This window comes from Chloroflexota bacterium, assembly GCA_018829775.1.
In the GTDB taxonomy this organism is placed as follows: Bacteria; Chloroflexota; Dehalococcoidia; order Dehalococcoidales; family RBG-16-60-22; genus E44-bin89.
This window is the reverse complement of record JAHJTL010000076.1, coordinates 17730-34672: the sequence shown is the minus strand read 5'-3', so window position 1 is coordinate 34672 and position 16943 is coordinate 17730. Positions and strand designations below refer to the sequence as shown.

At 51.9% G+C, this 16943-nt stretch carries 22 protein-coding genes, 4 tRNA genes and 1 other annotated feature; of the genes, 17 read left to right on the top strand and 9 right to left on the bottom strand.

Annotated elements, in window-relative coordinates; translation table 11 throughout:
• Positions 1 to 153 precede the first annotated feature (153 nt).
• Genes KKD83_07580 through KKD83_07570 form a run of 3 tightly spaced genes read left to right on the top strand, consistent with a single transcriptional unit; the run spans position 154 to position 2577 of the window.
• Entirely contained in the window at positions 154 to 684 is a 531-nt protein-coding gene (locus KKD83_07580) for a ubiquinol-cytochrome c reductase iron-sulfur subunit (GenBank protein ID MBU2536005.1), read from the top strand.
• Positions 685 to 686: 2 nt separating this feature from the next.
• Positions 687 to 1340, top strand: a complete 654-nt coding sequence (locus KKD83_07575) for a cytochrome b N-terminal domain-containing protein (GenBank protein ID MBU2536004.1) — start codon at positions 687 to 689, stop codon at positions 1338 to 1340.
• A gap of 31 nt (positions 1341 to 1371) precedes the next feature.
• The gene (locus KKD83_07570) at positions 1372 to 2577 is read left to right on the top strand and encodes a c-type cytochrome (GenBank protein ID MBU2536003.1); all 1206 of its coding nucleotides are present in this window, start codon (positions 1372 to 1374) and stop codon (positions 2575 to 2577) included.
• Between the two features lie 139 nt (positions 2578 to 2716).
• On the opposite strand, the gene KKD83_07565 is transcribed toward KKD83_07570, so the two are convergent.
• The 3 genes from KKD83_07565 to KKD83_07555 all read right to left on the bottom strand — a co-directional run bounded on the left by KKD83_07565 (position 2717) and on the right by KKD83_07555 (position 4482).
• On the bottom strand, positions 2717 to 3418 hold the full coding sequence (locus KKD83_07565) for a molybdopterin-dependent oxidoreductase (protein MBU2536002.1): 702 nt from the start codon (positions 3416 to 3418) through the stop codon (positions 2717 to 2719).
• A gap of 310 nt (positions 3419 to 3728) precedes the next feature.
• On the bottom strand, positions 3729 to 3947 hold the full coding sequence (locus KKD83_07560; protein ID MBU2536001.1) for a hypothetical protein: 219 nt from the start codon (positions 3945 to 3947) through the stop codon (positions 3729 to 3731).
• Positions 3948 to 4131: 184 nt separating this feature from the next.
• The gene (locus KKD83_07555; GenBank protein ID MBU2536000.1) at positions 4132 to 4482 is read right to left on the bottom strand and encodes a carboxymuconolactone decarboxylase family protein; all 351 of its coding nucleotides are present in this window, start codon (positions 4480 to 4482) and stop codon (positions 4132 to 4134) included.
• 297 nt (positions 4483 to 4779) lie between these two features.
• Between KKD83_07555 and KKD83_07550 the strand changes: the two genes are divergently transcribed.
• Positions 4780 to 5685 (top strand): EamA family transporter, encoded by a 906-nt coding sequence (locus KKD83_07550; GenBank protein MBU2535999.1) that lies wholly within the window; start codon positions 4780 to 4782, stop codon positions 5683 to 5685.
• A gap of 146 nt (positions 5686 to 5831) precedes the next feature.
• Here the strand turns inward: KKD83_07550 and KKD83_07545 are convergent.
• The 3 genes from KKD83_07545 to KKD83_07535 all read right to left on the bottom strand — a co-directional run bounded on the left by KKD83_07545 (position 5832) and on the right by KKD83_07535 (position 7743).
• A tRNA-Asn gene (locus KKD83_07545) sits at positions 5832 to 5906 on the bottom strand.
• Between the two features lie 55 nt (positions 5907 to 5961).
• Entirely contained in the window at positions 5962 to 6750 is a 789-nt protein-coding gene (locus KKD83_07540; protein MBU2535998.1) for an ABC transporter permease, read from the bottom strand.
• A gap of 9 nt (positions 6751 to 6759) precedes the next feature.
• Complete coding sequence (locus KKD83_07535) at positions 6760 to 7743, bottom strand: ATP-binding cassette domain-containing protein (protein ID MBU2535997.1); 984 nt, start codon at positions 7741 to 7743, stop codon at positions 6760 to 6762.
• Positions 7744 to 8055: 312 nt separating this feature from the next.
• On the opposite strand from KKD83_07535, the gene KKD83_07530 reads away from it, so the two are divergent.
• Positions 8056 to 8520, top strand: a complete 465-nt coding sequence (locus KKD83_07530) for a rhomboid family intramembrane serine protease (protein ID MBU2535996.1) — start codon at positions 8056 to 8058, stop codon at positions 8518 to 8520.
• 18 nt (positions 8521 to 8538) lie between these two features.
• Here the strand turns inward: KKD83_07530 and KKD83_07525 are convergent, their stop codons facing one another.
• Positions 8539 to 9126: an isoprenylcysteine carboxylmethyltransferase family protein gene (locus KKD83_07525; GenBank protein MBU2535995.1), complete on the bottom strand. Its 588-nt coding sequence runs from the start codon at positions 9124 to 9126 to the stop codon at positions 8539 to 8541.
• Positions 9127 to 9306: 180 nt separating this feature from the next.
• On the opposite strand from KKD83_07525, the gene KKD83_07520 reads away from it, so the two are divergent.
• From KKD83_07520 to KKD83_07465, 12 genes are all read left to right on the top strand, one after another.
• Positions 9307 to 9380 (top strand) — tRNA-Thr (locus KKD83_07520).
• 17 nt (positions 9381 to 9397) lie between these two features.
• Positions 9398 to 9484 (top strand) — tRNA-Tyr (locus KKD83_07515).
• A gap of 99 nt (positions 9485 to 9583) precedes the next feature.
• Positions 9584 to 9656, top strand: a tRNA-Thr gene (locus KKD83_07510).
• 21 nt (positions 9657 to 9677) lie between these two features.
• Positions 9678 to 10883 carry an elongation factor Tu gene (tuf, locus tag KKD83_07505; protein MBU2535994.1) on the top strand — a complete coding sequence of 402 codons (1206 nt, stop codon included), beginning with the start codon at positions 9678 to 9680 and terminating at the stop codon, positions 10881 to 10883.
• A gap of 4 nt (positions 10884 to 10887) precedes the next feature.
• Positions 10888 to 11055: a 50S ribosomal protein L33 gene (rpmG, locus tag KKD83_07500; protein ID MBU2535993.1), complete on the top strand. Its 168-nt coding sequence runs from the start codon at positions 10888 to 10890 to the stop codon at positions 11053 to 11055.
• Positions 11056 to 11078: 23 nt separating this feature from the next.
• Complete coding sequence (secE, locus tag KKD83_07495; protein MBU2535992.1) at positions 11079 to 11300, top strand: preprotein translocase subunit SecE; 222 nt, start codon at positions 11079 to 11081, stop codon at positions 11298 to 11300.
• A gap of 74 nt (positions 11301 to 11374) precedes the next feature.
• Complete coding sequence (gene nusG, locus KKD83_07490) at positions 11375 to 11908, top strand: transcription termination/antitermination protein NusG (GenBank protein ID MBU2535991.1); 534 nt, start codon at positions 11375 to 11377, stop codon at positions 11906 to 11908.
• Positions 11909 to 11926: 18 nt separating this feature from the next.
• Positions 11927 to 12361, top strand: a complete 435-nt coding sequence (gene rplK, locus KKD83_07485; GenBank protein ID MBU2535990.1) for a 50S ribosomal protein L11 — start codon at positions 11927 to 11929, stop codon at positions 12359 to 12361.
• Positions 12354 to 13067, top strand: coding sequence for a 50S ribosomal protein L1 (gene rplA / locus KKD83_07480; GenBank protein MBU2535989.1), 714 nt, complete (start codon positions 12354 to 12356; stop codon positions 13065 to 13067). The genes rplK and rplA overlap by 8 nt, the downstream gene beginning before the upstream one ends.
• A gap of 41 nt (positions 13068 to 13108) precedes the next feature.
• Positions 13109 to 13246, top strand: a sequence feature (ribosomal protein L10 leader region).
• A 25-nt stretch (positions 13247 to 13271) separates the two neighbouring features.
• On the top strand, positions 13272 to 13796 hold the full coding sequence (gene rplJ, locus KKD83_07475; GenBank protein MBU2535988.1) for a 50S ribosomal protein L10: 525 nt from the start codon (positions 13272 to 13274) through the stop codon (positions 13794 to 13796).
• A gap of 328 nt (positions 13797 to 14124) precedes the next feature.
• Positions 14125 to 14487, top strand: coding sequence for a 50S ribosomal protein L7/L12 (rplL, locus tag KKD83_07470; GenBank protein MBU2535987.1), 363 nt, complete (start codon positions 14125 to 14127; stop codon positions 14485 to 14487).
• Positions 14488 to 14576: 89 nt separating this feature from the next.
• On the top strand, positions 14577 to 14840 hold the full coding sequence (locus KKD83_07465) for a hypothetical protein (GenBank protein MBU2535986.1): 264 nt from the start codon (positions 14577 to 14579) through the stop codon (positions 14838 to 14840).
• A 19-nt stretch (positions 14841 to 14859) separates the two neighbouring features.
• Here the strand turns inward: KKD83_07465 and KKD83_07460 are convergent, their stop codons facing one another.
• Together KKD83_07460 and KKD83_07455 are read right to left on the bottom strand one after the other, a co-directional pair.
• Positions 14860 to 15348, bottom strand: a complete 489-nt coding sequence (locus KKD83_07460; GenBank protein MBU2535985.1) for a hypothetical protein — start codon at positions 15346 to 15348, stop codon at positions 14860 to 14862.
• 22 nt (positions 15349 to 15370) lie between these two features.
• A complete protein-coding gene (locus KKD83_07455; GenBank protein ID MBU2535984.1) occupies positions 15371 to 16897 on the bottom strand; it encodes a YifB family Mg chelatase-like AAA ATPase in 1527 nt (508 codons plus the stop codon).
• Between the last annotated feature and the right edge of the window lie 46 nt (positions 16898 to 16943).

Here is a 16943-nt window from a genome sequence, read left to right as displayed (position 1 = left end):
GAGCGCCGAAAGGAGGTGCAAATCCTAACAATTAATCGTCGCAGAGACTACAACCAGAACCTCAGGGAGCTTATTAATGCCGCCTGATTATGCCAAAGTGTTCGGTTCAAAAAGTGTCCCATTTCGCTGATTGACAACAGTGAGGTAGTCACGGTGAGTTTCGAGTGGAAAAATCAACCTGAACCCAAACCGGGGACTGAACCTGTTTCCAGAAGAAAATTCCTCAGCTATCTTATCGGGGGTATTAGCGGCGCCATCGCAGTTGCCGTAGCGTCTCCATTAATAGGCTACTTTCTTTCGCCGATTTGGAAAAAGAGTACCCCCTTACTTACGTCTATTGCTCGCACCACTGATATACCAGCAGGTCAACCCACATTCGTAACTTATGAGCAGAGAATGCGTGACGGCTGGTATATCACCACACGGAGTAAAGGAGCCTGGATAGTCAATAGAGATAAGGAGGAATTCATTGTTTTTGACCCTCGCTGTACTCATCTGAATTGTCCTTATTATTGGGATGAAGATAAACAGATATTTAAATGTCCTTGTCATGATGGGGAGTTTGATATTGAAGGTAATGTCCTCCAGGGACCTCCACCCCGCCCATTGGACAGGTTAGAAATCACAATCGAAGGGGGGAATATCCTGGCAAGTGGCCAGATTACAAAGGAAAGGAAGCAGTAACCATGGCAAACATAAGCGGATGGTTTGAAGAAAGGCTAGAGATAAGGAAGAACATTAATTGGTTTCTTTACCGGAAAGTGTCCCGGGGCGTTGGCTGGTGGTATACACTGGGTAGTGCCACCCTAGTTACTTTTCTTCTACTTTCATTCACCGGGCTTTTTTTAATGATGAACTATTCCCCATCACCAGACCATGCCTATGAAAGCGTACAATATATTACCCATGAGGTGCCCTTCGGGGGTTTTATTCGCAGCATACATTCCTGGTCAGCCGGTGCCATGGTAGTTCTGATTGGTTTGCATCTTTTGCGTACCTTTTTCATGGCTGCCTATAAATACCCCCGAGAGCTGACCTGGGTTGTAGGTGTTTTACTGCTCATTCTGGTTATGGGAGCTTCTTTCACGGGTTATCTCCTTCCCTGGGATCAGAAAGCCTACTGGGCAACTAATGTAGGTACTGGTATTGCCAGTCAAGCACCAGTGGTAGGACCTTGGATCCAGAAAGTTCTTGTTGGTGGTAGCAGTATAGGCGCTCTGACTCTCACTCGGTTTTACACCTTTCATATTGGTGTTATTCCGCCACTAATTATTCTGCTCATCGTAACTCACATCTTTCTGGTGATAAAGCAGGGGATTTCAGCCCCACCGGAAAAGTAGCTCTGGTTATTATTGGTTGGTAGGAGCATAGATGAAACCGTCACTATCTCGAGGTAAAAGTAAAAGGGAAAGTTACCAAGAGAATTATGAGGCCAGCAAGAAAGGCGGTGAAATATTTTTCCCCCAAACTTTAGCTCGTGATGCCTTGATAGCTTTGCTGGTGGTAACGGCTATTATTGTCCTAGCAATTCTCTTCCCGGTTACAAGCGAACCTCCCGCCGATCCAACCAGCACCACCTATAATCCCCGACCGGAGTGGTATTTTTTGTTCTTTTTCCAATTCCTTAAGCTCTTCCCCGGCTGGCTGGAACCAGTGGCGGCAGTCGTTATACCTATGATTGCATTATTGATACTCATTCTGGTGCCTTTCATAGACCGTGGTCTGGGAAGAGGCTGGATACAGAGAAAACGCGTCATTGGCAGCGGAGTTTTGGTAGTAATAATATTTGCCCTCTTGGAAGCGGCTGGAGCTATGTCAGCCCCAGCCACACCAGCTGGTGAAGAAAGCCCATTGGTGCAGGCTGGGCGAGATATTTACCAAGAGATAAATTGTGCCTACTGTCATAGCATTGGTGGAGTAGGTGGTAACATAGGGCCTGATCTATCTAGCGTTGGCAGTCAACTTGACCGAGAGACACTTTCCACCTACTTACGGGACCCCCATGCCATGACTCCGACTACACTGCACCCCAAGCTTCTGTTCACTGATGAAGAATTGGAGTCGCTGACCTCCTACCTGCAAACCGTAGGAGCACCGGTCAGCTTCAGTCCAGAGGCACCGATGCTAGTTGAGGAGCACTGTTTAAGTTGTCACATGATAAACGATAAGGGTAGCGCACTCGGTCCTGAACTTTCAACAATCGGAGAGCGCCGCACCATGAGTTTTCTAGAGGCCTTTACCAATGATCCTCAGTCAGTTCTGCCTGGTGCTACCATGCCAACCTTCCGTGATGTTCTTACTCCAGAACAAATTAGAGACATTGCAGCCTATCTTTCCAGTTTGAAAGGCGAAGCACCTTCTCCTCCACCACCCCCGCCATCAGAGCCACAAACCACTGAGGAAGTATCGCCAGCTCCTCCAGAGCCGAGTACTCCTCCTCCAGTCCCGCATACTATAGAGGGACGCTCCGCCTGTTTAGCCTGCCACGAAGCCGGAATTGCTGAAGCACCCAAAATCCCTGAAGATCATAGCGGGCGAACTAATGAGACGTGCTTAAGCTGCCACGATAATGAGTAATACGTTTATCCCTATATCACCGGGATGGTGCCTTCATGGTGTCATCCCTCTATCAAATGTAGCAAATGAGCTTCACCGACCAAAAGTGTAGGCTGGAAACCATCGAATACTTAATAACGAGTGTGGACGGACACTAGGTTCAAGGCATGTACTCAAAGAAACTTTCGTCCAGGTCTGCATGGTTGGAGTAGCCACGGCTTTCCCAGTAGCCGCGGTGGTATTCGTCATCCGAGAGCTCAATTTTGGTTATCCATTTTATCCATTTATAGCCCCACTTGCTCTCGGAGACGAGCTGGAAAGGATAGCCCCGTTCCGGCGGCATGATAATCCCGTTCATTTTGTAGGCCATGATGATGTCATTGCCCATGATGTAGTCTAGGGGAAAGGAGGTGGTGTACTCATCATAGGCGTGAAAGATGACCTTCTTGGTCTCCGGCAATACTCCGGCGTCGTTCAGTATATCCCTCACCAGCATGCCTTCCCAGAGGATGTTGACGCTCCACCCCTCTACGCAGTCCAGCCTCACCATTTTCTCGTAGTGTTTGTAGCTGTCAATCACCTCTTCGTGGGTGAAGTTCAGAGGCTTTTCCACGAGCCCGGTGACTTCAAGCTGGTACGTGGCGGTATCAACGTACTGAGGCCCCTTGATGGAGTTCTCGCGGAAGTCATTGACCGAGGACAGATTTTTCCCCTCATATTCCCGAATCTCTACGGTCTGCAGCTCCTCAGTTTTGACGTCGCTGATAAATCCCGCTTTATCAATGGCGAAGTAAATTCCCGCGGTAAATGCAGAAAGAAGGACCACTGTGAAAGGTATTATGATATACAGTTTAGGTTTCATAAAATAGCACCTCTTTTCCAATCTAGCTCAATGCGACTACATATTTAATGGTGCTTCTTTTTTAGATAAACATCAGCGACTTTTATCACATAATTGCGTCGGCGATTTTCTTATTCTCTGTTTTGTGGCATAAATAATATTCCCATAGCGAGTTGGTGCTGGTATTGTGGGGATGGGCGCAATGATTTCTTCCTGGTGATTGCAGACTCAGTTCCACGGCGTGGGGCTCGTGGGGTAAGACCAGACCTGAGAAGCTTTGTGATTAATCAGCAGCAGGTACCGTTTCACTAACCATACAGATTTCCTACTTCTATTTTTTGCTCTCCAAGAAATCTGCTATTCTTAATACCTCGGTACAAATCGCGATCATGAATACAACAATAGCCAATAAAAACCACAGGATAGGGGTGAAACCGCCAAATGTTACATTTAAAGCTCCAGTAACAATACCGACAATTAGTATGGCTATTCCCAGAAGACGAATGAATATATGCTCTGCTGATCGCTCTCCAAAACCCCATAGCTTCATAGCTGCACCTCCTCTAGTTTTCTAAACTTAATCGCTATCGAAGCTATATTATAGTGTTGGGGGAAGAGTACAGTCAACGTGATTGCACGATAAGCCAGGATGTGTGCCCCCGGTGAGCCCCGTTTCGCGGCGTGGGGCTCGTGGGGGTAGGTCATAGTAACCGCCTTCAATATAGCTTGGTTATCTACATCATTCCCAACTCTTCCAGTACTTTAACCACCCTCCAAGATTCAGAATAACCGCTAGTACCATGTATGGCTAGAAGCACTGAGGCAGCTTCCAGAACCTCCTCTTTCGTGGCTCCAGCTTCAACTGCCTGTTTAGTTTGAGCTATTATGCAGGGCATGCACCCGATACCAAGTGCCACGGCCATAGCTATTAGGCGCTTAACCTTACGATTAAGTGCCCCATCACTATAAACCGCTTCCCCTAACGCATTTCCTGCAGCCGCTACATCTGGCAATACCTGCGACCGCTTATCTCTATACTTCATTAGACTGTTGTAAAGCTCCAATTGCTTTTCCTCAGTTTCCATCGTAACACCCTCCTCTATTTAGTCTTTTTAGTGTAAAGTATCTTTCCTCGAATTACAAAGCGCTCCGCCGAGTAGGGAAAGGTACGGAGGCCCATACATGAGGCGTACGCTACTCCTTTGGCTCCCGGCGAGCCTCGCTCCGCGCCTTATATGAGGATGTCAAAGGAATAGCAATGGTGAAGCTATGAAATGAACTTAATATAGAGTGGCGTGTTACATGGGGACGGTTTCCCCTTTTCTTTTGGATAGTGTAAGCTGGTATGTGATTGCTTTCGTGGAAGCGAGTATTGATACTCCATGAGTTGGGCCAGTATCGCCATATTGAGCGCGGCTATCTATGGCATAATTACTACGATTGACAGCCACCTCATCTCCAAGCGTATGCCTGGCCTCAGAGCATTTCTGCTGCCGATCAGCGTTATTCACCTGTTTTATGGGTCGCTCTTCTTTTACCTGTTTCCATTTCCTGAAAATATCGGCTTGTGGCCGTTAACGGTGGCATTCGGCTCCAGTATAATCCGCATTGCCGGGGCAACCATCATGATATATTTATTGAAGAAGGAGGAGATTTCGCGGGTTGTGCCCGTGGTCTATACCTACCCGATCTTTGTCGCGCTTATAGCTGTGCCGTTGCTGGGAGAGTCCATCAGCCCTTTACAGTGGCTGTCGATAGTTATTGTTGTTGCGGGAGCCGTCATCGTATCATTTAAACAGAACCCGTTCGGCAATGCTGTATGGCCGGGTAAGCCATTCTTGGCTCTGGTTGGTTCCAGTCTGTTATTAGCTATGGCGGACATCACCAGCAAGTATGCCCTTGCCTACTTCTCTTTCTGGAATATGTTCTCTGTCAATGCGTTCTGTATCTTCGGTATATTCTTCGTCTTCTCCATGCGGCCTCACGTCATACGGCAGCTGAGGGATATGAATCACAGGAACCGTTCGCTTGGATTGATGGCGTTTAATGAGACTTTAACGCCAATAGCGCTAACCGGGTCATTCTGGGCACTGTCGAGAGGACCTGTCTCACTGGTCTCCACTATTATCAGCAGTCGCCCCATTTTTGTTACGATATATGCACTTATTCTCAACTACTCCTTACCCCATTTTCTGGTAAAGTCAACTACCAGCAAGACAATGTTAGTCTTTAGATTTATAGCCACAGCCATGATTGTCGGCGGCATCTCCATTATCTACTTATCCTGACACCGCAATCTAACGCGATTAACCTAGATTCTCAGCGTGGCACTCTTTCGAATTAGGAAATACTCATGTGCTTAGTTGATGAGGCGTGTGGCCCCCTTTTGGATTCCGGCGAGTTCCGTTTCAAGGCGTGGGGCTAGTGGGATCGATGGCTCCCCGACTAGGACTCGAACCTAGAACCTAGCGGTTAACAGCCGCCCGCTCTACCATTGAGCTATCGGGGAACGACCGGAAAGGCCACCTTCATTATCGTTATTCAGGCAAACAAAGTCAAGCTGATTACTCCTGATTGCCGAACGACCATATGGCCAGTAGAATCATCGCCGCCCCGAAGGCAGCCAGAATGGCGACTTCATTCCAGAGCGTCAGCGTGTGCCCGAAAAGGCTGATACCGTAGGTTGCGTCCGGGGCCGAGCCGAGCACCACCTGGCGGATGGGAGCAATGCCGTAGGTGGCCGGGTTGACCTTCACCAGCACGTTCATCCATTGCGGCAGGTCCTGCAACGGGAAGAACGCCCCGGAAAGAAATACCATGGGGAACATCAGCATCTGCATCGTGGCCTGAAATGCCTCCATGGAACGGATTCGGGTGGCCAGCAGGACGCCGAATGAGCCCAAAGCGGTGGCCAGCAGGAACATGAGCGGCAGGAGCGCCAGCACCGTCCCGATGGAAAGGGAAACGCCGATGAGTGGGGCAAACGCGAGTATCAGCACTCCCTGAAACGAGGCAATGGTGGCGGACCCCAATGTCTTACCGATAGCAACGGCGGCACGACTTATCGGTGCCACCAGCACTTCCTTGAGGAAGCCAAACTCACGGTCCCAGACCACGGAAATCCCGGACATGAAAGAAGTCATCAGCACCGTCATGCCAATGATGCCGGGATAGATGAACTGGGTGAAGTCGAAGCCCCCGCCCAGGACGCCCATTCTGGCGCTGAGCCCGTTGCCGAAGACGAAGAGGAACAGGAGCGGAAAGGTAAGTGACCCTATCAAACGCATCTTGTCGTGCCAGAAGCGCAATATATCACGATACCAGATAATATAGATACCACGCAATTGATTCATGTTATCCTCCTAGCGCCGCAAACGGCGGCCATGCTGGCGAACCATTGTCTTGAATGTATCGCTGACATCTTCCTCCCGTATCTCATGTCCTGTGAGCTTGAGGAACACGTCATCGAGGCTCGGGCGGCGCATGCTCACGCCGATTATACGGATGTTGAATTCACGCAGTAAAACGGGAAGAAATTCTTCACCGTTGGCGACCTCAAAGCAAAGTCCATCGCCATCATGTCTGGCTTCAATCTGATAGCGCAGCCTGATTTCCTCCGCTGCCTTATCATTATCATTGGTCTTCAGCGACACAATGTCCTTGCCCACCATTTTTTTCAGCTTTGCTGGCGTGTCCATGGCGATGAGCTTTCCATAGTCGATAACGGCAATGCGGTCGGCTTTATCCGCTTCATCCATGTAGTGTGTGGTGAGGAAAACGGTCGTCCCTTCCTGCCGCTGCAGCTCGAGGATATATTCCCACATGCGGTTCCTCGTCTGCGGGTCAAGCCCGAGCGTCGGCTCATCGAGGAAGAGCACCCTGGGGTGGTGCAGTAGCCCTCTCGCCAGCTCAAGTCGCCGTTTCATCCCTCCGGAAAAGGTCTGAACCTTGTTGTGGCGCTTGTCCCAGAGCTCCACCATGCGAAGCAACTGCTCGATGCGCTGCTCGCGGACTGAAGTGGGTACACCGTAAACGAGGGCATGAAAACGCATGTTCTGCAGACCGCTGAGCCTTTCATCAAGGCTGGGGTCCTGAAAGACAAGGCCTATCATCTGGCGTACCTGGCTCTGCTGGCGCACCACGTCCAGACCAGCAATGCAGGCCCGACCTGAAGTCGGCCGGGTCAATGTGCATAGAATATTGATGGTAGTGGTCTTGCCCGCCCCATTAGGGCCCAGAAAACCGAAGATTCCCCCCGACGTCACGTTGAAGCTGATGTCGTTAACCGCCACCAGGTCGCCGAACTTTTTAACCAGACTCTCTACTTCAATGATATATTCACTCATACCTCACCATAAATCAAAAGATAAACTAATCATGTGTAGGGACGGAGTATCCCTTTTAAACAGGCCCGATGTTATTTTAGCATTTCACGTCCGTCGTTGTTTAGGGACGTTAAATACGGTAATATGAAATATATAACTTCCCTAAAGGAAATTGCTTAATACATGAGAGTTAGGTTCGGTTACCAAACTGATGGGCTCAGTCCCGTATTGATAATTATAATCGCCAACTTATTTGTCTATGTGATTGTCTTTATATTAGTTATAATATCGCCGCTAATTGCTCAGAAGATATTTCTGAGTCTAGCGCTACCAATGCCAGCACAGTTTTGGACACAGCCTTGGACAATACTAACAAGTATATTTCTGCATACCAGGTTCTGGCACATATTTGGTAATATGATAACTCTTTACTTCTTCGGTACATATTTCAATCGCCTAGTTGGCGAAAGGCGCTTTTTGATAGTCTATTTCGTTGGTGGTATCATTGCCAATATTTTTCTATTGCTCCTATCGGGATTAGCACCGTACTCGGTAGCCCTAGGCGCCTCGGGGGCTGTCTTCGCTCTGGCGGGAGCGCTTGTGATGATGCAGCCACGGCTGCCAGTAATCATTTTCCCCATCCCTATTCCGATGCCCCTCTTCGTGGCCGTGCTCGGCGGGTTCGTCATTCTCTCCTTTTTGCCATCCGTCGCCTGGCAGGCACACCTCGGCGGGCTCGTTGTGGGGCTGATTGCCGGCTTCATTATCCGCAGAAGAGAACGATACCTCCTGTTTTAAGTTGTAACTACAGGCAGGTTATTCCCACAGGCGTGGCAGAACCCGTCCGGTTCTTTTCATATACTTACGATACTCGTCCCCGAACTCGTTGAGCATTACCCGTTCCTCGCGCGGAACACGCAGCAGATACACAGAAATGAAAATAACGAGGCTGGCCAGGCCGGAAATCCAGTTGTGTACCAGCAGCGCCTGGGCGATTCCCCACAGCCAGTGTGCCGAGTACATTGGATGCCTCATATATTTGAATACGCCGCTGGTGACCAACGTCTGCCTTTCCCTGACTTCCGCGGCCACCGACCAGTTGCGACCTAAATCGGCATGCGACCTCCAGAGCAGCCACAGGGCAACGCTGAAGATGGCCACGCCCGGCCACCCCGCCCAGCCCGGAAGCGGATACGCGGCGAAATCCAGCCAGTCGGTGAACAGGTTAAAGAAGGGCAGCAGTATGGCGATTCCCCACAGGGACGCCAATAATAAAACAAGCAGGCCTTCCTGCCGATAAATCGCTTTTCTGTCCTGTCGGAACTTTCTTCCGTACCAGGCCCTGATGGTCGACCCCAGGACCATGCCGGCCAGGTAAAGTACGATAAAAAGATTTTCAGCCATGAACATGCTCCTCTCCGCTCTGAGGCTTCTTGCTGGATATTATAGCACCTGGTAGAAAAGGGCAGGTAATTCGTGCCCTGTTTGAACGTATAAAACTTTACATAAACTATGCAGCTTGACTTTTACCTTCGCCGTTCTTTATAATAGCTAGCTGGTTGGTTCAAAATCGGCCAGGCCATCGCCTGAGTAGCTCAGTTGGTTAGAGCAGCTGTCTTGTAAACAGCAGGTCGTGGGTTCGAATCCCCCCTCAGGCTCCGGGAATCGAGGTTGTGGAGGGGTGCCGGAGTGGTTAATCGGAGCAGTCTGTAAAACTGCCGCCCTAAGGGCTACACAGGTTCGAATCCTGTCCCCTCCACCATAGAAACTGTATCCGGGAAGCGGCATCCGCCCTCACGGTGAGAACGGGTCGGTTGTTGACTTTTCATTTTCAATACCCTAAAATTAGCTACGTAATTATGCCCACATAGCTCAGTCGGTAGAGCACGTTCTTGGTAAGAACGGGGTCACCAGTTCGAATCTGGTTGTGGGCTCGGTAGAAAACGGAGGTTGAAATGGCAAAACAGAAATTCGAAAGAACCAAGCCACATGTAAACGTGGGGACCATCGGTCATGTTGACCACGGTAAAACAACGCTGACCTCAGCGATCACACTGGTATTGGGCAAGGCCTACGGCGCCACCCAGTTCCGTGCCTTTGATTCGATTGACAATGCTCCTGAGGAAAAGGCGCGCGGTCTGACCATTGCCATCGCCCATATTGAATATGAGACGGATAAGCGGCATTACGCCCACATCGACTGCCCGGGTCATGCCGACTACATCAAGAACATGATAACCGGTGCCGCCCAGATGGATGGTGCCATTCTGGTAGTCAGTGCTCCCGACGGCCCGATGCCGCAGACAAGAGAGCATGTTCTCCTGGCGCGTCAGGTGATGGTGCCACGAATCGTGGTGGCCTTAAATAAAGTAGACGCCATGGAGGATGAGGAACTGCTGGAGCTGGTGGAGATGGAGGTAAGGGAGCTGCTCAGCAACTACGAGTTCCCGGGAGACAAAGTACCGGTGGTACGCGTCAGCGCCCTGAAAGCGCTGGAGTGCGGCTGCGGCAAGAGTGAATGCCAGTGGTGTGGCCCGATACTGAAATTGATGGAAGCCGTTGATGACTATATCCCGGTGCCAGACAGACTCCAGGACCAGCCGTTCCTGATGGCGGTGGAAGACGTCTTCAGCATCAAGGGACGCGGCACGGTGCCCACCGGCAGGGTTGAGCGTGGCAAGATTAAAGCCGGAGATGAGGTTGAAATCGTCGGCCTGCACCATGAGCCAAAGAAAGTGGTGGCCACCAGCCTGGAGATGTTCCACAAGACGCTGGACTATGCCGAGGCTGGTGATGCGGTAGGCATCCTTCTCCGAGGCATTGAGCGAGAAGATATCGAGCGCGGTCAGGTGCTGGCGGCACCCGGCTCGATTAAACCGCATACGTATGCCGAAGCCGAGGTCTACGTTCTGAAAAAGGAAGAAGGCGGCCGGCATACGCCGTTCTTCAATGGTTACAAGCCACAGTTCTACATGCAGACCACCGACGTTACCGGCTCCGTCGAACTCCCGGAGGGAGTGGAGATGATTATGCCCGGTGACAACGTCACCATAAAGTTAAAGCTCATCTATCCCGTGGCTATGGAGAAAGGTCTGCGCTTTGCCATCCGAGAAGGAGGAAGGACGGTAGGGTCTGGTGCCATCAGCAAAATCATAGAGTAGGTTTATGGCGAAGAAAAGTGAAGCAAGAGGTATAATCCATCTCGCCTGTACTGAGTGCAAGGAGAGAACATATACCACGACTAAAAACCGTAGGAATGACTCTCAGAGACTGGAATTGAACAAGTACTGCCCTCGTTGTCGTACGGTGCGACTTCATCGAGAGGTTAAGTAGTACGGCATGTTGGAGGGGTAGAAATGCCTGCGACGGCACATCATTCGGCGACAACCAAGCGTTCACGGTTAAGATTCATCGGCGAGATTATCACCGAGTTGAAGAAAGTGGTCTGGCTCTCCAGGCGTGAGGTTCTTTATCTATCAACTCTGGTGCTGATAATCTCGGTAGCTGCCGGGCTGGTTCTGGGGGCAATAGACTTCGGTTTTTCCGCCCTCGTCGAAAATGTTCTTGTGGGCCGCTGAACGCTTATTTACGTCAATGACCGCAGATAGGACCGCATCATGCATAAGCCAAAAAATAACCGGTGAGGTAATTTGTGTCGGATAACGGAGCAAGCTGGTACGTCATCCATACCTACTCGGGGTATGAGGAAAGGGTAAAGAAGAACCTTGAGCAGCGCATCAAATTCATGGACTCTGGCAGCGAAATCCTTCAGGTGGTGATACCCACCGAAGATGAAATTGAGGTAAAAAACGGCCAGAGACGTACCGTGACTAAGAAAATACTGCCCGGCTACGTCCTGGTGCAGATGAAAATGACCGACCAGAGCTGGGGTGTGGTGCGGAATACGCCCGGTGTTACCGGCTTTGTGGGGAGCGGCAACAAGCCAACGCCACTCCAGGAGGATGAGGTCAGCCAGATTTTGAGGCAGATGGAAGCCAAGGCGCCCAAGGTGAAGGTTGGCTTCCGCCGCGGGCAGAGCGTCAGGGTCACCGATGGCCCGTTTATCGATTTTGTTGGCCTGGTGGATGAAATCAATACCGAGAAGGGCAAAGTCAAGGTACTGCTGTCCCTTTTTGGCCAGGAAACACCGGTAGAACTCGACTTTTTACAGGTGGAAAAACTTTAAATCGTTTGAGGAGATAATATGGCGAAGAAGGTCAGGGCGATAATCAAGTTGCAGATTCCTGCCGGACAGGCGAATCCGGCACCGCCGGTCGGTCCGGCACTGGGTCAGCATGGAATAAACATCATGCAGTTCTGCAAAGAATACAACGACCGCACATCATCGCAGTCCGGTTCCATCGTTCCGGTGGAGATTACCGTCTTTGAGGACAGGTCCTTCATCTTCATTACCAAGACATCCCCGGCCACAGACCTGCTGAAGAAGGCGCTCGGTGTGGAGAAGGGGAGCGGCAGCACCGGTCATGAAGAAGTGGGCACCCTTTCCCGTGACCAGTTGCGCGAAATCGCCCAGGTTAAGGCCAAGGACCTGAGCGCCAGCAGCATAGAAGAGGCGGAAAAAATCATCGCCGGTACCGCCAGAAGTATGGGAATCAAGGTGGAACAGGAAGATGGTTAAACACGGTAAGAAATACAACGAAGCAGTCCAGGTAATCGAAAGGACGAAAACGTATGCCCCCGAGGAGGCGGTGGAACTTGCGAGAAAAACGGCGCACGCCAAATTTGACGAAACCGTGGAACTGCACCTTCGCATGGGCGTTGACCCGCGCAATGCCTCACAGCAGGTTCGCGGTGTGGCGCTTCTTCCTCACGGGCTGGGCAAACAGGTAAAGGTCCTCGTCTTCGCCCAGGGCGAAGCAGTCAAAGCGGCCGAGACCGCCGGAGCCGACTACGTCGGTGGGGATGAACTGGTCAAGAAAATAGAGGATGGCTGGCTGGAATTTGATACCGCCATTTCTACACCGGAAATGATGGGCAAGGTCGGCAAGTTGGGCAAGATTCTGGGGCGGAAAGGGCTGATGCCTAATCCCAAATCAGGAACCGTTGTCCCTGCTGAGGACCTCCCCCGCGTTATCGAAGATTCAAGAAAAGGTCGCGTTGAATTCAAGCTGGACCGCACCGCCATCATCCATGTACCGCTGGGCAAGGCCAGCTTTGATAATGAGCAGTTGATGGGCAACCTGACGGCCCTCGTCGAAGCGGTGGTTAAGGCCAAACCCAGTGGTGCCAAGGGACAGTATGTCCGGACGGCCGTTCTGACGACGACCATGGGGCCGGGAATACAGCTTGACCTCAAACCGACCCTGGCGCTCACCAGCAGTTAAGGATGATTTACTTTTCCGGTTAAACCGGCTATAATAGATACGATAATTGAATAGCGTGTCCTGAGACAGTGGGTGCCGGAAACGGCTTAATTTTGTGCCTGCCGAGGATGATAGAGAATCTGGGTAAACTGGATTTCAATGTCCCTGTGCGGAAGGCGCAGGGATTTTTTATGATTTGATCGGGATGTTCAGGAGGTATTGAAAATGCCGCGAGAAGAGAAAGTGCAGGTCGTTGATGAACTTAGCCAGGTGCTTTCTGAGTGCAGTATCGGTATCCTGACCGACTATCGGGGGCTGACTACTGTCGAGATGACTAACCTTCGACGCAGCCTCAGGAATTCAGAAGTCAGGTACCGTGTGGTGAAAAACACGCTGGCACGGTTTGCCGCCAAGAAAGCGGGTAAAGACGAGTTGGTCAGCTTTTTTGAGGGGCCGGTGGCGATTGCCTTCGGCTATGGCGACATCGTGTCGCCGGCCAAGGTTCTGGCCGATTACATTCGGACACAGAAAATGGAACTGACTATTAAAGGAGGCTTTGCCGGTGATAGGATTTTTACTCCGGCGGATATCGAAAACCTGGCCTCGTTGCCGTCCACGGAAGTACTGCTGGGCAAAATTTTGGCCGGGATGCAGAGTCCTATTTACCGTTTGGTTAATTGTCTAGCCAACCCCATGAGGGGACTTGTGGGGGTACTGCAAGCGAGAGCACAACAACTTGAGGGAGGATAAAATGGCAGAAGAGAAAGAAGCGGAAGCGACACAGGAAGTAACTGAAGCTGAAGCACAAGCGGAGGAGCAACCCGCTGCGGAGAAGGAAGCGGAAGCCGCTCCAGAAGTGACTGAAGAGGCAGCCGAAGCTCCGGTGGAAAAAGAGGCGGAGGTAACTGAGGTTAAAGCTGAGGAAGCTGCTGAGGCAAAAGAAGAGCCGCCAGCCGAAAAAGCGGAAGAAAAGCCCAAAGCAGAGGAGAAGCCAAAGGCGGCGAAGAAGGAGGCTGCGGAAGCGCCGGCCCCACCAGCCAAAGAGAAGGTCAAGGTATCTCCGGCCATTCAGGAGATAATGAATGCCATCAAGAAAATGACCGTGATTGAGCTGGCAGACATGGTCAAAGCGCTGGAAGCCGAGTTTGGCGTTACGGCGGCGGCGCCTGTGGTAGCCGCGGCATCGGCGGCGGGAGCGCCGGCAGAGACTGCCGAAGCAGCTGAAGAGCAGACCGAGTTCAGTGTCATTCTCACCGACGTAGGCGCCAACAAGATTGCCGTCATCAAGGCAGTGCGCGAGGTAACCACACTTGGTCTGAAGGAATCCAAGGACCTGGTGGAGAGTGCACCCAAGCCAGTGCGAGAGGGCGTAAACAAGGAAGAGGCGGCTACCATCAAGGAAAAAATTGAAGCCGCTGGCGCCAAAGCGGATATAAAGTAATCCCAGCCTCACTGACCTGGTTGAAAAAGAGGCCAGAATAGCCTATAGTTACCACTAACAAAACTCCGGTTTACGGAGGGTGGTGGGGCATGCTAATACGGGATTGTTTAATACTGATTGGCGTCGGTGGCCTGTTTTTAGTAATCGGCATACTGATGTATACCTGGGGCAAGCGGGAAGAAGATAGCTACTATAGGGAAGTGGCGAAGCGCCCCGGAGATACCCGCGAATTTATGGAACACTGGCCGCCACGCCCACAGCCCGGCGCCTTGAAAATAGGCGGCGTTATCGCCATCGCTCTCGGTGGGGTGTTGTTGGTAGCGGGCGGAGTCTTTTGCCTTTTAGCCTTATAGCTGTCCCCGAAATGATGTTTTATTCAGTGGGCGGGGGCAGGCTGAGCTCCTGGAGGTCAGCCTCAATCAGCAGCGCATTGGCCTGAAGTCGATTCGACGGTATCACCCGGCCGTCCTGATAGACGAACCAGCTTGCCTGCTGCCAGTAAGGCTTCTCTTTCCAGTTCTCTACCCCGCTCATATCAACTTTGGCGTACCAGATGCTGCTGCCATCCTTGAAAAGCTCTGATTCGGCACTCCAGTTGTCACTGACGGCGGAGAACTCGGCAAGGTAGGATTTTGCTTCGTGGCTCTCCGCCAGGCTCAGCAAATGCTCGTAGACGGCGAGGACCGCCCTGTCCTCAGTGTTGATGAAGGTGGTCGACACCGGCTTTTTCGGTTCCTGTGCCGGCGGTTCAGGGGCAGGAAAGGTGCCGAAATCTTCACAGCCAGAGACTATTATTGCCACAGCTAAAAGCACGATGATTGCAACAAATTTTATAAAATGTCTCCCAGTCCAGCGCATCATTTTCTCCTCCCCATTGAGTAACTTATATTTCCGTCCTTCTCGGTCGGTACTGAATGGCCTCCGCCACATGGTGGGCTTTAATTATATCAGAATTCTCCAGGTCGGCGATAGTCCGGGCCAGCTTGAGGACGCGATGAAACGCCCGCGCCGAAAGATAAAGCTGCTTCATGGCCACTTTTAACAGACCCTGGGCCGCTTCTTCCACCTGGCAGAAACCCCTGATTTCAGATGGCGTCATATCGGCGTTGCAGGTCAGAAGCGTTCCCCGGAACCGTTCCAGCTGAAGGGAACGGGCAGCCGAGACTCTGGACTGCACGGTTGTCGATGGTTCTCCCAGGCGCTCATCGGTCAGTTTCTCGTAATCGATGTGCGGCACCTCGATGAAGATGTCCACCCGGTCTATGAAGGGGCCGCTGATGCGCCGCTGGTATCGTGATACCAGGCCTGGAGAGCAGGTGCACTTGTGGAACGGGTCGCCGAAATAACCGCACGGACAGGGGTTCATGGCACCGACCAGCATGAAACTGGACGGGAAGGTCACAGTACCCTGCGCCCGGCTGATGGTCACCACCTTGTCTTCAAGCGGCTGGCGCAGCACCTCGAGCAGAGAATGACCGAATTCGGGCAGCTCATCAAGAAATAGCACCCCGCGGTGGCTGAGGCTGATTTCACCCGGTCTGGGCCAGTGCCCGCCGCCAACCAGGCCGGCATTGGAGATGGTGTAGTGCGGGGAGCGGAAGGGCCTGCGCCGAATCATGGGAGTATCGGGCGGGAGCAGTCCGCTCACGCTGTAGATTTTGGTAACCTCTAAAGCTTCCTCGCCGGTCATCGGAGGAAGTATTGAGGAGAGGGCGCGCGCCAGCAACGTTTTTCCGCTGCCCGGCGGGCCGTTCATTATAACGTTATGACCGCCAGCGGCCGCCACTTCCAGAGCCCGTTTGACATGCTCCTGCCCCTTTATCTCTGCCATATCGGTGATGGGCGCCGCTGGCTGATTAAGCGCAAGGTCGGCTTCGTCAGGCTTATATTCGGGGATGTTGATTTCGCCCTGAAGATAACCGACCAGCTGCGCCAGCGAAGCAACGGGTATGATTCTCGTCCCTTCAATCATAGAAGCCTCTCTGGCATCAACCTCGGGCACGATGGTAGCGTCAATATTTCCCTCTCTGGCCAGGGCGACCATAGGCAGGATGCCGCGGGTATGTCGCAGGCTGCCATCGAGGGAGAGCTCACCAAGGAAGATGGACCGGGAACTATCGGCGCTCACCTGCTCTGAGCTGAGCAGAATGCCCACGGCAATGGGCAGGTCATACGAAGGGCCAGCTTTTTTAAGGTCGGCCGGGGCCAGATTCACCACTATGCGCTTCATCGGGAAGTTGAAGCCGGAATTGCGGATGGCGGCGCGGACGCGTTCTCTCGCTTCCTGGACAGCGGCATCGGGCAGCCCGACAATGGTCATGGCCGGCAGGCCACTGGAAATGTCCACCTCCACATCCACCGGATGCCCTTCCAGACCGACGACGGCAGCGGTTTTGACTTTTGCTAACATGGCTTGATGCTACGTAGTAATCCCGTAATTATACTACAGTACAGCG

What these genes read in the sequence shown, in the direction of transcription:
- KKD83_07575 (MBU2536004.1), top strand. Translation starts at nt 687, where the DNA reads ATGGCAAACATAAGCGGATGGTTTGAAGAAAGGCTAGAGATAAGGAAG.
- KKD83_07570 (MBU2536003.1), top strand. Translation starts at nt 1,372, where the DNA reads ATGAAACCGTCACTATCTCGAGGTAAAAGTAAAAGGGAAAGTTACCAA.
- KKD83_07565 (MBU2536002.1), bottom strand. Translation starts at nt 3,418, where the DNA reads ATGAAACCTAAACTGTATATCATAATACCTTTCACAGTGGTCCTTCTT.
- KKD83_07560 (MBU2536001.1), bottom strand. Translation starts at nt 3,947, where the DNA reads ATGAAGCTATGGGGTTTTGGAGAGCGATCAGCAGAGCATATATTCATT.
- KKD83_07555 (MBU2536000.1), bottom strand. Translation starts at nt 4,482, where the DNA reads ATGGAAACTGAGGAAAAGCAATTGGAGCTTTACAACAGTCTAATGAAG.
- KKD83_07550 (MBU2535999.1), top strand. Translation starts at nt 4,780, where the DNA reads ATGAGTTGGGCCAGTATCGCCATATTGAGCGCGGCTATCTATGGCATA.
- KKD83_07540 (MBU2535998.1), bottom strand. Translation starts at nt 6,750, where the DNA reads ATGAATCAATTGCGTGGTATCTATATTATCTGGTATCGTGATATATTG.
- KKD83_07535 (MBU2535997.1), bottom strand. Translation starts at nt 7,743, where the DNA reads ATGAGTGAATATATCATTGAAGTAGAGAGTCTGGTTAAAAAGTTCGGC.
- KKD83_07530 (MBU2535996.1), top strand. Translation starts at nt 8,056, where the DNA reads ATGCCAGCACAGTTTTGGACACAGCCTTGGACAATACTAACAAGTATA.
- KKD83_07525 (MBU2535995.1), bottom strand. Translation starts at nt 9,126, where the DNA reads ATGGCTGAAAATCTTTTTATCGTACTTTACCTGGCCGGCATGGTCCTG.
- tuf (MBU2535994.1), top strand. Translation starts at nt 9,678, where the DNA reads ATGGCAAAACAGAAATTCGAAAGAACCAAGCCACATGTAAACGTGGGG.
- rpmG (MBU2535993.1), top strand. Translation starts at nt 10,888, where the DNA reads ATGGCGAAGAAAAGTGAAGCAAGAGGTATAATCCATCTCGCCTGTACT.
- secE (MBU2535992.1), top strand. Translation starts at nt 11,079, where the DNA reads ATGCCTGCGACGGCACATCATTCGGCGACAACCAAGCGTTCACGGTTA.
- rplK (MBU2535990.1), top strand. Translation starts at nt 11,927, where the DNA reads ATGGCGAAGAAGGTCAGGGCGATAATCAAGTTGCAGATTCCTGCCGGA.
- rplA (MBU2535989.1), top strand. Translation starts at nt 12,354, where the DNA reads ATGGTTAAACACGGTAAGAAATACAACGAAGCAGTCCAGGTAATCGAA.
- rplJ (MBU2535988.1), top strand. Translation starts at nt 13,272, where the DNA reads ATGCCGCGAGAAGAGAAAGTGCAGGTCGTTGATGAACTTAGCCAGGTG.
- rplL (MBU2535987.1), top strand. Translation starts at nt 14,125, where the DNA reads ATGAATGCCATCAAGAAAATGACCGTGATTGAGCTGGCAGACATGGTC.
- KKD83_07465 (MBU2535986.1), top strand. Translation starts at nt 14,577, where the DNA reads ATGCTAATACGGGATTGTTTAATACTGATTGGCGTCGGTGGCCTGTTT.
- KKD83_07460 (MBU2535985.1), bottom strand. Translation starts at nt 15,348, where the DNA reads ATGATGCGCTGGACTGGGAGACATTTTATAAAATTTGTTGCAATCATC.
- KKD83_07455 (MBU2535984.1), bottom strand. Translation starts at nt 16,897, where the DNA reads ATGTTAGCAAAAGTCAAAACCGCTGCCGTCGTCGGTCTGGAAGGGCAT.